At 65.1% G+C, this 14,500-nt stretch carries 12 protein-coding genes; 5 read left to right on the forward strand and 7 right to left on the reverse strand.

Features of this window, described 5'->3' with window-relative positions; translation table 11 throughout:
- Positions 1 to 93 precede the first annotated feature (93 nt).
- The 3 genes from HUK73_RS21660 (at position 94) to HUK73_RS27085 (ending at position 4,338) form a co-directional block, all read left to right on the forward strand.
- Positions 94 to 1,989, forward strand: coding sequence for a potassium transporter Kup (locus HUK73_RS21660; RefSeq protein ID WP_218036677.1), 1,896 nt, complete (start codon positions 94 to 96; stop codon positions 1,987 to 1,989).
- A 124-nt stretch (positions 1,990 to 2,113) separates the two neighbouring features.
- A complete protein-coding gene (locus HUK73_RS21665; protein WP_176593887.1) occupies positions 2,114 to 3,178 on the forward strand; it encodes a type III polyketide synthase in 1,065 nt (354 codons plus the stop codon).
- A complete protein-coding gene (locus HUK73_RS27085; protein ID WP_304413759.1) occupies positions 3,175 to 4,338 on the forward strand; it encodes an NAD(P)/FAD-dependent oxidoreductase in 1,164 nt (387 codons plus the stop codon). The genes HUK73_RS21665 and HUK73_RS27085 overlap by 4 nt, the downstream gene beginning before the upstream one ends.
- Here HUK73_RS27085 and HUK73_RS21675 read toward each other — a convergent pair.
- Positions 4,268 to 4,966, reverse strand: coding sequence for a methyltransferase domain-containing protein (locus HUK73_RS21675; protein WP_176593888.1), 699 nt, complete (start codon positions 4,964 to 4,966; stop codon positions 4,268 to 4,270). The two genes, HUK73_RS27085 and HUK73_RS21675, sit on opposite strands and share 71 nt — an antisense overlap.
- Positions 4,967 to 5,026: 60 nt before the next feature.
- Here HUK73_RS21675 and HUK73_RS21680 point away from each other — a divergent pair, with 60 nt between their 5' ends.
- Positions 5,027 to 5,428, forward strand: a complete 402-nt coding sequence (locus HUK73_RS21680; protein ID WP_255326486.1) for a DUF2147 domain-containing protein — start codon at positions 5,027 to 5,029, stop codon at positions 5,426 to 5,428.
- On the opposite strand, the gene HUK73_RS21685 is transcribed toward HUK73_RS21680, so the two are convergent.
- The 5 genes from HUK73_RS21685 to HUK73_RS21705 are packed head-to-tail and all read right to left on the reverse strand — an operon-like array spanning position 5,425 to position 11,838.
- On the reverse strand, positions 5,425 to 6,264 hold the full coding sequence (locus tag HUK73_RS21685; RefSeq protein ID WP_176593889.1) for a class I SAM-dependent methyltransferase: 840 nt from the start codon (positions 6,262 to 6,264) through the stop codon (positions 5,425 to 5,427). The two genes, HUK73_RS21680 and HUK73_RS21685, sit on opposite strands and share 4 nt — an antisense overlap.
- 46 nt (positions 6,265 to 6,310) lie before the next feature.
- Positions 6,311 to 7,600, reverse strand: a complete 1,290-nt coding sequence (locus tag HUK73_RS21690; RefSeq protein ID WP_176593890.1) for an HD-GYP domain-containing protein — start codon at positions 7,598 to 7,600, stop codon at positions 6,311 to 6,313.
- A 52-nt stretch (positions 7,601 to 7,652) separates the two neighbouring features.
- On the reverse strand, positions 7,653 to 9,104 hold the full coding sequence (locus tag HUK73_RS21695; RefSeq protein WP_176593891.1) for an efflux transporter outer membrane subunit: 1,452 nt from the start codon (positions 9,102 to 9,104) through the stop codon (positions 7,653 to 7,655).
- A gap of 11 nt (positions 9,105 to 9,115) precedes the next feature.
- A complete protein-coding gene (locus tag HUK73_RS21700) occupies positions 9,116 to 10,675 on the reverse strand; it encodes a DHA2 family efflux MFS transporter permease subunit (protein ID WP_176593892.1) in 1,560 nt (519 codons plus the stop codon).
- A complete protein-coding gene (locus HUK73_RS21705; RefSeq protein WP_176593893.1) occupies positions 10,672 to 11,838 on the reverse strand; it encodes an HlyD family secretion protein in 1,167 nt (388 codons plus the stop codon). Before HUK73_RS21705 ends, HUK73_RS21700 begins: the two co-directional genes overlap by 4 nt.
- Positions 11,839 to 11,916: 78 nt before the next feature.
- On the opposite strand from HUK73_RS21705, the gene HUK73_RS21710 reads away from it, so the two are divergent.
- The gene (locus tag HUK73_RS21710; protein ID WP_176593894.1) at positions 11,917 to 12,348 is read left to right on the forward strand and encodes a MarR family winged helix-turn-helix transcriptional regulator; all 432 of its coding nucleotides are present in this window, start codon (positions 11,917 to 11,919) and stop codon (positions 12,346 to 12,348) included.
- A 258-nt stretch (positions 12,349 to 12,606) separates the two neighbouring features.
- On the opposite strand, the gene ilvD is transcribed toward HUK73_RS21710, so the two are convergent.
- On the reverse strand, positions 12,607 to 14,460 hold the full coding sequence (ilvD, locus tag HUK73_RS21715) for a dihydroxy-acid dehydratase (protein ID WP_176593895.1): 1,854 nt from the start codon (positions 14,458 to 14,460) through the stop codon (positions 12,607 to 12,609).
- Positions 14,461 to 14,500 lie beyond the last annotated feature (40 nt).

The following is a 14,500-nucleotide window of genomic DNA, read 5'->3' on the forward strand; positions in this document are numbered from 1 at the left end:
CGATCCATCTTGCGCGGATCGGGCAAAGCGGCACTGGAAAAGCCATGCGACTTCGTGCGATGGGCGGAGCCGATAACAACGGGTAAGGCACGGATGACGGACAAAGCGGGTGAGGGGGCGGGCCACGGCCATCCGCAGGGGAAGATGCCCCTTCTGGCGCTGGGAGCGCTGGGGGTGGTGTTCGGCGACATCGGCACTTCGCCGCTCTATGCGCTGAAGGAAAGCTTCGTCGGCCATCATCCGCTGACGGTCGATCCGGCCCATATCCTTGGTGTGCTGTCGCTGGTGTTCTGGACCATGACGCTGATCGTCACGGTCAAATATGTGTTCATCATCATGCGCGCCGACAATCATGGCGAAGGCGGCAGCATGGCGCTGCTCGCGCTGATTGCCCGCAAGCTGGGGGAAAGCCGGTGGACGCCCACGATCGCCATGCTGGGCGTGCTGGCGGCGGCGCTCTTCTATGGCGACGCGATTATCACGCCCGCCGTTTCCGTGCTGTCGGCGGTCGAGGGGCTGGAGACGGTGAATGATGGTTTCGCGCCCTTCGTCGTGCCAATCGCCATCGTCATCCTGATCGGCCTGTTCCTGATCCAGAAACATGGCACGGCACGGGTCGGCGCGCTGTTCGGGCCGGTCATGGCCGTCTATTTCCTGGTGCTCGCAGCGCTCGGCATCTTTAACATCGCGCGGCATCCGGCGATCATCTCCATCATCAATCCGATGTGGGCGGTGCATTTTTTCGCACTTGATCCAAATCTCGCTTTTCTGGCGCTTGGTTCTGTCGTGCTGTCGGTGACGGGGGCGGAGGCGCTGTACGCGGACATGGGGCATTTCGGGCGCAAGGCGATCAGCATTGCCTGGCTTTACGCCGCCTTTCCCTGCCTGCTGCTCAACTATATGGGGCAGGGTGCGTTGCTGATGCACCAGCCGGAAGCGGCGGAAAATCCCTTTTTCCTGCTCGCGCCGGACTGGGCGCGGCTGCCGCTGGTGATCCTGGCCACGGTGGCGACGGTCATCGCCAGCCAGGCGGTGATTTCCGGCGCCTTCTCCGTGACGCAGCAGGCCGTGCAACTGGGCTTCCTGCCCCGGCTCAAGATTTCCCATACCAGCGCTTCGGCGCAGGGGCAGATTTATGTGCCGCTGGTCAATTGGGCGTTGCTGTGTCTGGTCGTCCTGCTGGTGCTGGGCTTCCATTCGTCGAGCAATCTGGCGGCGGCCTATGGCATTGCCGTGACCGGCACCATGGTCATCACCACCTGCATGATGGGGGTACTGACCTTCAGCGTGTGGCGCTGGCATCCGCTGATCGCCGGGGGGGTGACGGGGCTGTTCCTGTTGGTCGATGGCGCCTATTTCCTGTCCAACGCGACCAAGATTCCCGATGGCGGCTGGTTCCCGCTGCTGGTGGCGGCGGTGGTCTTCGTGGTGTTGACCACCTGGTCGACGGGTCGGAAGATCATGAACTTCTATCTGATGGAAGGGGCGATGGAGGTGGGCCTGTTCATCCAGTCCGTCTCTCATTCGCTGAAGCGCGTACCCGGGACGGCGATCTTCCTGAACTCCCGCATCGAGGGCGTGCCGCCCGCGCTGCTGCATAATGTGAAGCACAACAAGATTCTGCATGAGCGGGTGATCATCGTGACGGTGCGGACGGAAGGCGTGCCACATCTCCCGCTGACCGGACGTTCGGAGGTGAGCGAGCTGGGCGCGGGATTCTATCGCGTGGTGTTGCGCCATGGCTTTATGGAGGAGGTCGACATCCCCGTCGCGATGAAGGCGGTGGACGGGTGCGGCGGGCCGATCAACATCAGCCAGACCAGCTATTTCCTCAGCCGCGAGACTTTGATCCCGTCCGACAAGCCGGGCATGGCGATCTGGCGGGAAAAGCTGTTCGCCTGGATGATGCGCAATGCCGTGACGCCGATGGACTTCTTCAAGCTGCCGACGAACAGGGTGGTGGAACTGGGATCCCAGGTGGAGATTTAACGCTTTGAGCGCGGGCTCTCTCCATCATCTCCCTCTTGAACCTTTTGCGCTTGGCAAGGCACCGAAACCCTACAAGCTCCCGGACATGGGATGTTCCGCCAAAGACAGGAGATAAGCCGACCCGATGACTGGAACGCGTGCCCGCATCAATGCCATCGGCTGTGCTGTCCCTGCGCAGGACATCCACGCTCCGTTCATCCAGTGGGCAGGCGGCCGGTTGGACAATCCGCGCGAAAGGCAGATTTTCCTGCGCATGGCGGAACGGTCGGGTATCGATCATCGCTGGTGCGTCCTGCCGCGGACCGCCGAGGGCGGAACGCCGGTCGATCCGGGCGGCTTCTACAGCGGAGAAATGCCGCCGACCTCGATCAGGATGCAGCGCTATGCCGAGCATGCACCCGTGCTGGCGCTGGAGGCGATAGCGCGGTTGCGGGAGAAGGTGGCGATCGACCGGATCAGCCATCTGGTGGTGGCCAGCTGCACCGGCTTCGTCGCGCCCGGCATCGACCAGATCATTGCCGATCGGCTGGGGCTGGAAGGGGTCGAGCGGACGCTGGTGGGCTTCATGGGCTGTTATGCGGCGGTTGCGGCGCTGCGGACGGCGCGGCATATCGTGCGGTCGGAGCCGGAGGCGCGGGTGCTGGTGGTGACGGTCGAGCTCTGCTCGCTGCATTTCCAGCTTGAGCGGCAGATCGAGCGGTTGTTGATGATGCTCCAGTTCGCGGACGGGGCGGCGGCGGCTCTGGTGACGGCGGAGGGAAGCGGGATCGCCATCGACCGGCCTTTCTCGATCAATCTGGCGGACTCGGCGGAGTTGATCCGGTGGGAGATCGGGGATCGCGGCTTTGTGATGCATCTGTCAGGGCAAGTGCCAGGGCGGATTCAGACGATGCTGGGCGATCCGGCGGTGCGGCGGCGGATGTGGGGCGACGACGACCCGGCGCTGATCGACGATTGGGCGGTGCATGCGGGCGGGCGGTCCATATTGGATGCGGTGCAATATGGGCTTGGGCTGGGCGAGGATGCGCTTGCGTTCTCGCGCAGCGTGCTGGCGCGGTTCGGCAATATGTCGTCCTCCACGCTGATGTTCATCCTGCACGATATGGCGGAGCAGGCGCGGCAGGGGGTGGCGCTGGCCTTCGGGCCGGGGGTGGCGGCCGAAGGATTCCGGTTCGAAGGGATCGCATGACGCGCCCCTCAATGCCCGTGCCGCCCGTGCCCGCGCTGATCGTCGGCGGTGGGCCGGCCGGGGCGGCGGCGGCGATCACGCTCGCGCGGGCGGGGGTCAGTGCGCATCTGGTGGATCGCCATGATGGGCCGCATGATGGTGTCTGCGGTGGTTTTCTGGGCTGGGACGCACTGGCGATCCTGCGCGATCTGGGGCTGGACGTGGCTGTGCTGGGCGCGCGGCCCATTGGACGGTTGCGATTGCTGGTGGGGGAGCGCGCCATTGAGCTGGCCCTGCCGCATCAGGCAGCGGGATTGTCGCGGCGGGTGCTGGATGAAGCGTTGATCGCGCTGGCGGGCGATGCGGGGGCGGTGCTCCTGCGCGGGCGGGCGGTGCGGGCGGCGGACCCGGCCGGGCGATCCGTTCGCTTCGATGATGGGGAAGAGCTGGCGGGCGGGACCTTGTTCCTGGCGACCGGCAAGCATGAACTGCGGGGGCTGGCGCGCGATCTTGGCGGGCGGAAGGAGGTGCCCTCCGTCGGATTGCGGGCGGTGCTGCCCGCCCATGCCGCCCGGTCGCGCGATCTGACGGGCATGATCGAGCTGCACCTGTTCGACCGGGGCTATGCGGGCCTGCTGTTGCAGGAGGATGGGACGTCCAACCTCTGCCTCTCCGTCGCGCGTGAGCGGATGTCGGACGGCGTGCCCGCACTCATGGCGGAGATCATGGCGGAGGCGCCGCGCCTGGCGGACCGTCTGGGGGGAGCGATCCCCGCGCAGTGGGAGGCGGTGGCGGGGGTGCCCTATGGCTGGCGGGCGGCGGAAACCGTACCGGGCATCTTCCGCATCGGGGATCAGGGCGCGGTGATTGCCTCGCTGGCCGGGGACGGCATCGCCATCGCGCTCAGCAGCGGGGTCAGCGCGGCGCAGGCCTGGCTTGGCGGCGGGGCGGAGGCGGCGGTGGACTGGCAAAGGCAGATGCACCAGCGCAACCGCCGTCCGATCGGCATGGCGGAGGCGCTGCGTCATGGTGCGGCAGGGGCGTTGGGGCGGGGAATGATGATGCAGTTGCTGCACTGGATGCCGGGGCTTGGCGCGCAGGCCGCATTGCTCACCCGAATATCCGCTCCACGCACAGGCGGAAGGAAAAGCGGCGCACGATCCGCACATGATCCAGGCTGATCCCGGCCGTGGGCAACAGGTCCGCCCAGTCGCCGGGGCGGAAGGCGCGGGCGATGGAAAGCTGCCCATCCTCCCGCACGATGCGATGAACGCGCAGCAGCCGGGCGAGCAGAGGGAAACCCCAATGGGCAAAGCCATGCCGATGCAGGTCGCAGATCAGCCAGCCCCTCTGCGCATTGGCCTCCATATGGCGCAGGAAGGTCATCAGCTGCGCGTCCGTCATGTGATGCGTCACCTGGCTGGAGATGATGAAATCGAACCGCTCCGGCTGGTCGAGATAATCCCCGGCGCGATAGTCGATGGCAAGATCGGGCGGGGTGGCGTGGCGCGCGGCCTGAAGGCTTTTTTCATTAAGGTCGACGCCGATCAGTTCGGCCTCGATGCCGCGCTTTCTGGCCCAGCGGGCGACGGCGCGAAGGACGTCGCCATCGCCGAAGCCGACGTCCAGCAGGCGGAAATGCCCCGCCGAACCGATGGCGCGGTTGAGAAAGGCGATGGTCGGCCAGGCCGTGAAGGTCCAACGATTGACCCGCGCCAGATCGTGCAGCACGCGCTCGTAAACCGCCGGGTCCAGGTCCGGCGCGTCCATCTGCTCTTCCTGCCGCGACCGGATCGAAAGGTCGGCCATGATGCCCTCTCTTCTTTTCCGGGGATCATAGCATATTCTGATGAATGAGGAGGTAATGCCATGTCGGCCTTTTCCGTGCTGTTGCTGATCGCCGCTGGGGCCATGCCACACGGTGTGGAGGGCAGTTGGCTGACCGACGACCGGAAGGGCGTGGTGCAGATCGCGCCCTGCGGTCCGCAGATGTGCGGGCATATCGTCCGTGTGCTGGACAAGGGACCGAATGTGCCGGCGACCGACATCAACAATCCTGATCCGAAGCGGCGCGGCCAACCGATCATGGGGTTGCTCACCCTATCGGGCTTCCGCCGCGACGGCGCGATATGGAAGGGCGGACGGGCCTATGATCCCAAATCGGGGCGAAGCTATCGGGCGACATTGGGGCTGAATCCGGATGGATCGCTCAGGGTCACGGGATGCGTGCTGTTCCTGTGTGAGAGCCAGCGCTGGACGCGGGTGAATTAATTCCTGCTCCAGACGAAAATGCCATAGCGCATCGCTCTGGTGCGTAGCGCCAGGATCAGGCGCGGCAGGCTGAAGATGAAGTCGCGATTCCGCGTCTGGGAACTGAGCGCCAGCCGACGCAGCGCGGGATCGGTGATCATCCGTCCGGCGAACCGGCGCAGGCAGATCGTCCAGGTTCGGCGGACGCGGCTGCTGACATCCTCATAGTCGCGAAGAATGAAGCCGGCATCGACGGCGAGCGCCTCATAATCGGCGCGGCTGCCCATGCTGGGAAGCCGTCCTTCGCGGCAAATGGGTTCGAGCAGATGGCGGATTTGCCACTGGTGCGCGTCCTTTCCTTCCAGCCAGGCGCAGACGACCAGCCGCCCGCCGGGGCGCAGCACGCGGGCGGCTTCGCGGAAGAACCGGGCCTTGTCGACCATATGTTCGGAGCTTTCGATGGCATAGGCGCGGTCGAAGCTGGCATCGGGCAGGTCATTGTGCAGCCAGTCGCGTTGCAGGCAGGTGAAGCGTGATGGGGGGCGGGCGTTGGCGACCTTCTCCTGCGCGGAGGAGAGGGTCAGGCCGATAATGCTGACATCATGCCGCGCGGCGATCCGGGCAGCGGTGGCACCATAGCCGCAGCCTATGTCGCACAGCGTCTGGCCCGGTTCCAGCGCCAGCCGCCTCTCCACCTCCTCCACGAGCGCGTCTGCTGCTTCGGCCGGGCTTTCGCGGCCGGTTCGCCAATAGCCATGATGCACATGTTCGCCCCAGATCCGCCGGTAGGCAAGGTCCAGTTCATCATAGTGCATCGCGACGCCAGCCGCGGTCGAGGGACGCTTCGGCACGATCATGCGGGCTTTATCTACCTGCCCGTGGCTACCGGCAAGCTATGCCGGATCAGCCTGCCGCCGCCAGCAACTTGGCGCTCAGCGTCGGCCATTCCGCCATGTCCCATCCCTCGGGCGTTTCGCGGGTGATGATCTGGTCTGCGCCGAAGCAGTTGGAAAGGTCGATATCCTCCGCCTTCACGAAGCTGCGGTCGTTCAGCGAATAGAAGGGGCGCACGACGGGTAGGGTCAGATCGTCCCGGTTCTGTTCGACCACGATGGCCAGCCGATGCGAGCGCAGCCGGACCAGCGACCCGATCGGATAGATGCCGACGGCGCGCTGGAACGCCTGGAAAATCTCCGGATCGTAGAGCGTCTGCGCTTCGTCCAGCATCAGCAGGGCGCGGGACGGGTCCTCGCCATGGCGGTGGATACGGTTGGAGGTCATCGCATCATAGGTGTCGCAGATCGCCGCCATGCGCGCGAACTGGCCGATCTCCTCGCCCTTCAGCCCATGGGGATAGCCGCTGCCGTCCAGCCGCTCATGATGATGCAGGCACACGTCCAGGACGGCGTCGGGCATCTCCCCGCCCAGCGCCAGAAATTCATGCGCCAGCGTGGTGTGGCTCTTCACCACCTCCCATTCCTCCGGCGTCAGCGGGCTGTCCTTGTCCCAGGTTTCCTGCGGCACATGGCCCATGCCCACGTCCATCAGCAATCCGGCAAGCCCCGCCTGCTGCACTTCCTCGGGCGAGAGGCGAAGCTGCTGGGCAAGGCCGATCATCAGCGCGCAGACCGACAGCGCGTGGAGGTAGAGATATTCGCTGGTGTTCTTGAGCCGCGTCACCGCCATGAAGGCATGGGGATTGCGCTGGATGGAGCTGGAAATCTCCTCGATCATCGTTTCCAGCTTGTTGAGCTTGATCGCATTGCCCAGCCGGGAATCGTCGAAGATCTTCTGCATGGCGCGCACCGACTTGCGGGCGAGGCGATTGGCGTGGACCATTTCCGCCTTGGTCGACGTCCGCTCCTTGGACAGCGGGTCGAAGGGGCGACTGACAGGGGCGGGCGCGGCGCGCCGGGCGATGGTCGCGCCGGCGCGGCCGAAGGGGCGGTCGCGCTGGTCCGGGGCGGGCGTCGCCGCGCGCGCGGGCGGTGACACGTCCCTGGGCTTCAGATCGGCGCCGCGCGATGTGTCGATCTGGACCCAGGCGACCTTGCTGGCCTTCAGCGTCGCCAGCTGATCGGCATCGTCCAGCAACATCTTGCTCTTCCAGAAGGGATGGGAAAACCACGACCCTTCCAGCTTGTGGAGAAACATGCCCAGTTCGACATCCTGGGTACGGATTCTTTTCAACATAGGTACGCCCCGTTTTAAGCGGGCATTTCGCCGGAGAGCACTTGCCAAAAAGTTAACGCGGCGCTTCCCAACCGAGGCCGAGCGCCTTTTGCAGGGCGATATAGTCGGCGGTCATTGCCGCCGTGCCCTGGACAAGCGTCTGGGCTGCGGCGATGCTCTGCCGTTCCGCGTCCAGAAGCTGGATGCGCGTGGCGGTGCCGGCTTCGAAACGCTGGCGTATCAGCGCGGCGCTGCGGTCGGCCGACGCCTTGGACCGGGCGGCGCTGGCGACGGCCAGCCGCCGGGCGCCGAAGCGGGAAAGGGCGTCCTCGCTATCGCGCAGGGCATTGAGGACAGCCTGGCGATATTGAGCGGCGGCTTCGTCCTGCGCGCCCCTGCTCTGCTCCACGCGGGCAGCGTTGCGGCCGAAATCGAGGAAGCTCCAGCTAAGGCGCGGCATGGCGATGGCGGCGAGTTTGTTGAAATCGAAGACGTCGCCCGGATTGGTGCCGCCGATGCCGATCAGGCCCATGAAACTGAGGCTGGGGAAGCGCGCGGCCTGTGCCACGCCGATCTTCGCGGTGGCGGCGGCATATTGACGCTCCGCCGCGCGGATATCGGGGCGGCGCTGGAGCAGGGCGGCGGGATCGCCGATGGCGACGCTGGCGGGGGGCAGCGGAATGGCGGCCGGGGGCCCAAGCATGGCGTCGAGTGCGCCCGGCGCTTCGCCAGCCAATGTGGCCAATGCGTTGAGATAGGCGTCACGCTCCGCATTCAGGGGCAGGATCGCGGCTTCGGCCTGTTCGAGCTGATTGCGCTGCTGCTCCAGTTCCAGCGCGGAGGCGGTGCCCCGGTGCTGGCGCTGTTCGGTAAGGAGCAGCGTGTCGCGCTGTCGGGTGATATTGTCCTGCGCCAGAGCGATGCGCTGTTGCCGGTCACGCAGATTGACATAGGTCTGCGCGATTTCGGCGGTCAGGCTGACCTGCGCGTCGGCGACATTGGCCTCTGCCGCGCCGAGCTGGGCCTGCGCGGCCTCCACTCCGCGCCGCTTGCCGCCCCACAGATCGACCTCCCAACTGGCGTCGAAGCCCAGATTGTAAAGATTGAGGGACTGGCTGCCGCCGCTGCTCGACTGGCTTCCATCGGAGGCGTTGCTGCCGTTCGATCCGCTGAGGTCAAGGCCCGGAATCTGGGCATGGACATACAGGGCCGAGGCGTTGGCGCTGGGCAGGGCATTGGCGCGTTCCGAACGCAGTGAGGCGCGGGCCTGCCGGACCCGCGCCTGCGCAACGGCCACGCCGGGATTGGCGGCGAGTGCGCGGGTTTCGAGCCCATCCAGCACCGGATCGCCCAGCGAGGACCACCATGTCGCGGTCGCAGGCGCCTGCGGACTGGCACCGTCCGCCGTCCGCACGAACTGCGCTTCGGGACGGGCGGCCCTGGCGGTTCCGGGTCCATGATAATCCGGCCCGGCGGTGCAGGCGGCCAGTGCGAACAGGGGAAGGGCGATCAGAAGGGAACGCATTGACGGTGGCCTCAGTGCATCGCAACCGCTTGCCCCTTGGGCAAGGGGCGCAGGAACAGGACGAGCGGCAGGACAGCGATGATGCCGACCGCCAGCATCGTGAATATGTCGTTATAGGTCATGATCAGCGCTTCCCGTTGGATCGTCCCCGCCAGGGAACGCAGCGCCGCATCATGACCGCCCAGCGCATGGCCGAGGCCGTTGATATAATCCTGCACATGCACGCTGTTGGCGCTCAGGCTTTCTTCCATGCGGCGGCTGTGGAACCATGTCCGCTGGTCCTGAATGGTGGCTATGCCCGCCAGCGCCAGCGATCCGCCGAGATTGCGAACCGTGTTGAACAGCCCGGCCGCATCGCCCGCATTTTCCCGAGGGACAGAGGCGATGGCGGCCTGATTGAGGAACAGGAAGCCAAAGACGCTGCCGACGCCGCGCAGCAATTGCGATTCGATGAAATCATGGCCGACCGCCTGATTGGTCAGCGTCGTATCGATCCAGCAACTTGTCGCCATGACGAGCAGGCCGATGCTGACCGCGATGCGGATGTCCAGATGCCGGATCAGCAGTGGCGTCAGCGGCATCAGCATCAGGCTGGGGATGCCGGACAGCAGCACGATGCGGCCCGACTGCAAGGCGTTATAGTCGGCAATCGCGGCCAGGAACTGCGGAATGACGAAGGCCGTGCCATACAGCATCATGCCCATCACCACGCCCATCATCGCCACCGCGCCGAATTGCCGGTCGAGCAGCAGCTTCAGGCGGATGACCGGCCTTTGGGCCAGAAACTGCCCTGCAAACAGCGAGATGAAGCCCACGCCCGAGACGATCGACAGGATGACGATTTCATGGCTTTGGAACCATTGTTCGCGCTGCCCCTCCTCCAGTACGATGGTGAGGCCGCCAAGGCCGAGCGCCATGCCGGCGATGCCCAGCCAGTCGGCTTGCCAGAATTCGCGCCAATGCGGTCTCTGATGCGGCATCGTCACCAGCAGCAGGGTCGCCAATATGATGCCGACCGGCAGGTTGAGGAAGAAGGCATAGTGCCAGCTGATATTTTCCGTCAGCCAGCCGCCGACCAGCGGTCCCAATACCGGTCCAAGGATTGCGGTGACGCCGAACATCGCATTGCCGATGGGCTGTTGGGACCGGGGCAGGCGGGTGGCGATGATCGTCATGGCGGTGGGGATCATCGCGCCGCCGGTAAAGCCCTGTCCGACGCGGCCAATGATCATGGTCGTCAGATTCTCAGCGACGCCGCACAGCATCGAAAAGGCGGTGAACAGGAAGGCCGCGATCAGCAGCAGGGTGCGCAGGCCCAGCAATCGTTCCAGCCAGGCCGCCAGTGGAATGATGATGATTTCCGCGACCAGATAGGATGTCGCGATCCACGTGCCCTCCGTCCCGCTGGCGCCGATTTCGCCCTGGATAGTGGGTAGGGCGGAATTGACGATGGAAACGTCCAGCGTCGCCATCATCGCGCCCAGACTACCCGCCGCGACCGCCAGCCAGGCAGCAGCGTCGGCGCGTTCCGGCACCGCTGGGGTTGGTGAGGCGGCGAAGGTGGCGTTCATCGATTGATCCGGGCGTTATGCTGCTCCTGTTCGCGGCGGATCTGCTCCGAAGCATTCTTGGCCGAGCGGGTGTCGACCGACACCTCGACCGACATGCCGGGGATCAGCATCTTGCGGGTTTCGGGACCGGCGCTGATGGCGATGCGGACGGGGACCCGCTGGACGATCTTGGTGAAGTTGCCGGTGGCGTTCTGCGGCGGCAGGATGGAAAATTGCGCGCCGGTGCCGGGCGCGAAGCTGGCCACCTGCCCCAGCAGTTCGACGCCGGGCAGGGCGTCGACTGTCACCTTCACCGGCTGGCCGACGCGCATCAGGCCAAGCTGGGTTTCCTTGAAATTGGCTTCGATATAGAGGCTGGCCTTGGGCACCAGCGTCATCAGGCGGGTGGCGGCCTGGACGAACTGGCCCTGACGCACGCTCTTGTCGCCGATGCGCCCATCCACAGCGGCGCGCAGGATGGTGGCCTCCACATCGGTATTGGCGGCGGAAAGCTGGGCGCGGGCGGCCTCGCCCTGCGCCTGCGCCTGCTTTACCTGCGCTTCGAGGGTGGCGATCCGCTTCTGCGCGCTGGCCAGCACCGCCTGCGCGGCGGCGGCCTTGGCCCGGGCCTGCGTGGCTTGATTCTGAAGTTCGGACAGCCGTTCGCGGGTTTCCGCGCCGCTTGCCGCCAGTGGGCGGTAACGTTCGACCTCGCTCGCAGCGAAGACCGCATTGGCATTGGCGGCATTGAGGTCAGCCTCCGCCTGGTCGATGGCGGCGTGCTGTTCGGCGATTTGCGCCGCGACGCCTGCGGCATTGGCCTTGGCCACGTCGATCTGGGCAACCGACTGCGCCGCCTGGGCGCGATAATCGCGGGGATCGATCTGGGCGAGCGGCTGGCCTGCCTTCACATCCTGATTCTCGGCGACGAAGACGCGGTCGACATAGCCCGGCACCTTGGGCGCGATCGTGATCGAATCGGCCTGAATATAGGCGTCGTTGGTCGATTCCTGATATTTGCCGAAGGTTTCGAAGCGGATGAACCAGAATATGGCGCTGATGATCAGCGCCAGCATTACCAGCAGCAGGATGAGCCGCGCGCGCGGACTTTTGAGACGGGAGGAGCCGTTCTGGCCCGAGTCGTCTGCCGGGAAGGATGGGGACGCCGCTGTGTGGGAAGGCATGGGAAACTCATCAATCGCTGGGACGATCCCTATGCTCGCTCTTGCAGTATCGCGCAATACCATTTATTGAGGGACCTCATGAATACCTCCAAGGAAGAGTTGGTCGCCGATCTGTTTCGCGTCGTCACGCTGCTGCGCAAATCCTTCGACCGGGAAATGCTGGCCTGCGGTGCCTCGCTTGCCCAGACCAAGGTGCTGATGTGTATCAAGGGGATGCCCGGAACGGCGCGAGCGGCCGATATTGCCGAGGCGTTGGGGATTTCTCCGCGCACCGTGACCGAGGCGCTGGACGGGCTGGAGCGGGAAGGGCGGATCGTAAGGGCGGCCGATCCGGACGATCGCCGGGTCAAACGGCTGACGATCACCAGCGCGGGTGAAGAGGCTCTTGGCCTGACGCAGCCCTTGCGTCGCAAGCTCAGCGAGCAGGTGGTGGAAGCGCTGGAACCGTCCGAACAGCGGCAATTTCATGCTGCATTGCGGAAAATACTGGAGCGGCTGCCGACAGGCTGACCCTTTGCTTCCACCCATTTTCTCTGTTATCATCGCTTCATTGACCGGCATCAAAAGTCGGCGGTAATGGAGAGATGCAAGTGGAGCGTATCCATTATAACATGTGCCAGTGCAGCGTGGGTCTGCTGGCCTTGTGCAGCGCGTCGGCTCTTACGCTGACCGGCACTCTGTATATTTTGCTGAGGTAAGCTTCCCCTTCAGGGATAGGGGATTTGGAACCTCCGCCGCCCTGCGCGACGGAGGTTTTTTGATGGTCGATCAATCCTTCTCGATCTGGCTGACGTCGCGCACCGCACCACGCGCGGCATTGGTCGTCAGCGCGGCATAGGCGCGCAGCGCGGGCGAGACATTGCGCTTGCGGCCGAAGGGCTTCCACGCCTTGGCGCCGCGCGCTTCCATCTCCGCTTTGCGCTCTGCGATCACCGCCTCGTCGATGTCGAGCTTGATGATGCGGTTGGGAATGTCGATGACGATCGGGTCGCCGGTGTTGACGAGGGCGATCAGCCCGCCTTCCGCCGCTTCGGGCGAAACATGGCCGATGGAGAGGCCCGACGTGCCGCCCGAGAAGCGACCGTCCGTGATGAGCGCGCAGGCCTTGCCCAGCCCCTTCGACTTCAGATAGCTGGTCGGATAGAGCATTTCCTGCATGCCGGGGCCGCCCTTTGGCCCTTCATAGCGGATGACGACCACGTCGCCCGCCTGCACTTCATTGCCCAATATGCCCGCGACCGCCGCGTCCTGGCTTTCATAGACCCGCGCCGTACCGTGGAAGGTCAGGATGGACTCGTCCACGCCCGCCGTCTTCACGATGCAGCCTTCCGGCGCGATATTGCCGAACAGCACCGCGAGGCCGCCATCCTTGGAGAAGGGGTGTTCGGCGCTGCGGATGACGCCCGCCTCGCGGTCGGTATCCAGTTCCTTCCAGCGGTTCGACTGGCTGAAGGCGACCGTGGTGCGCACGCCGCCGGGCGCAGCCTTGAAGAATTCCCGCACGCTCTCGCTCCCGGTGCGGCTGATGTCCCAGCGGTCGAGCGCTTCGCCCATGGTCCGGCTGTGGACGGTGGGGAGGCTGGCGTCGATCAGCCCGGCTTTGTCGAGCTGGCCCAGGATCGCCATGATGCCGCCGGCGCGGTGGACGTCCTCCATATGGACGTCCTGCTTGGCGGGCGCGACCTTGCAGAGGCAGGGAACACGGCGTGACAGCCGGTCGATATCAGCCATGGTGAAATCGACCCCGCCTTCATAGGCGGCGGCGAGCAAATGGAGTACCGTGTTGGTCGAACCGCCCATGGCGATGTCGAGGCTCATGGCATTTTCGAAGGCGGCGAAACTGGCGATGGAGCGCGGCAGGACGGAGGCGTCCTCCTGCTCATACCAGCGTTTCGCGAGGTCGACGATGCTGTGGCCTGCCTCACGGAACAGCTTCTCGCGGTCGGCATGGGTGGCGAGGACCGAGCCGTTGCCGGGGAGCGAGAGGCCAAGCGCTTCGGTCAGGCAGTTCATCGAATTGGCGGTGAACATGCCCGAGCAGCTGCCGCAGGTCGGGCAAGCGGAGCGCTCGATGACCTTCACTTCTTCATCGGTGTAGCTCTCGTCGGCGGCGGCGACCATGGCGTCGACCAGATCGAGCGCGATGGTCTGGCCGTGGATATCCGCCTTACCCGCCTCCATCGGTCCGCCCGATACGAAGATGGCGGGGATGTTGAGGCGCATCGCGGCCATCAGCATGCCCGGCGTGATCTTGTCGCAGTTGGAGATGCAGACGAGCGCATCGGCCGTATGGGCGTTGACCATATATTCGACGCTGTCGGCGATGAGGTCGCGGCTGGGCAGCGAATAGAGCATGCCGTCATGGCCCATGGCGATGCCGTCATCGACCGCGATGGTATTGAATTCCTTGGCGACGCCGCCTGCCGCCTCGATTTCCCGTGCGACCAGCTGGCCGAGATCCTTAAGGTGGACATGGCCCGGCACGAACTGGGTGAAGCTGTTGGCGATGGCGATGATCGGCTTGCCAAAATCCTCGTCCTTCATGCCGGTGGCGCGCCAGAGGCCGCGGGCACCGGCCATGTTGCGGCCGTGGGTGCTGGTGCGGGAACGATAATGCGGCATGTGTCTGACTACCCTTGGCTTCTGTCGGAATTTTGCGAGG

Origin of the sequence: Sphingobium sp. EM0848 (genome assembly GCF_013375555.1) — a bacterium.
Taxonomy (GTDB): Bacteria; Pseudomonadota; Alphaproteobacteria; order Sphingomonadales; family Sphingomonadaceae; genus Sphingobium.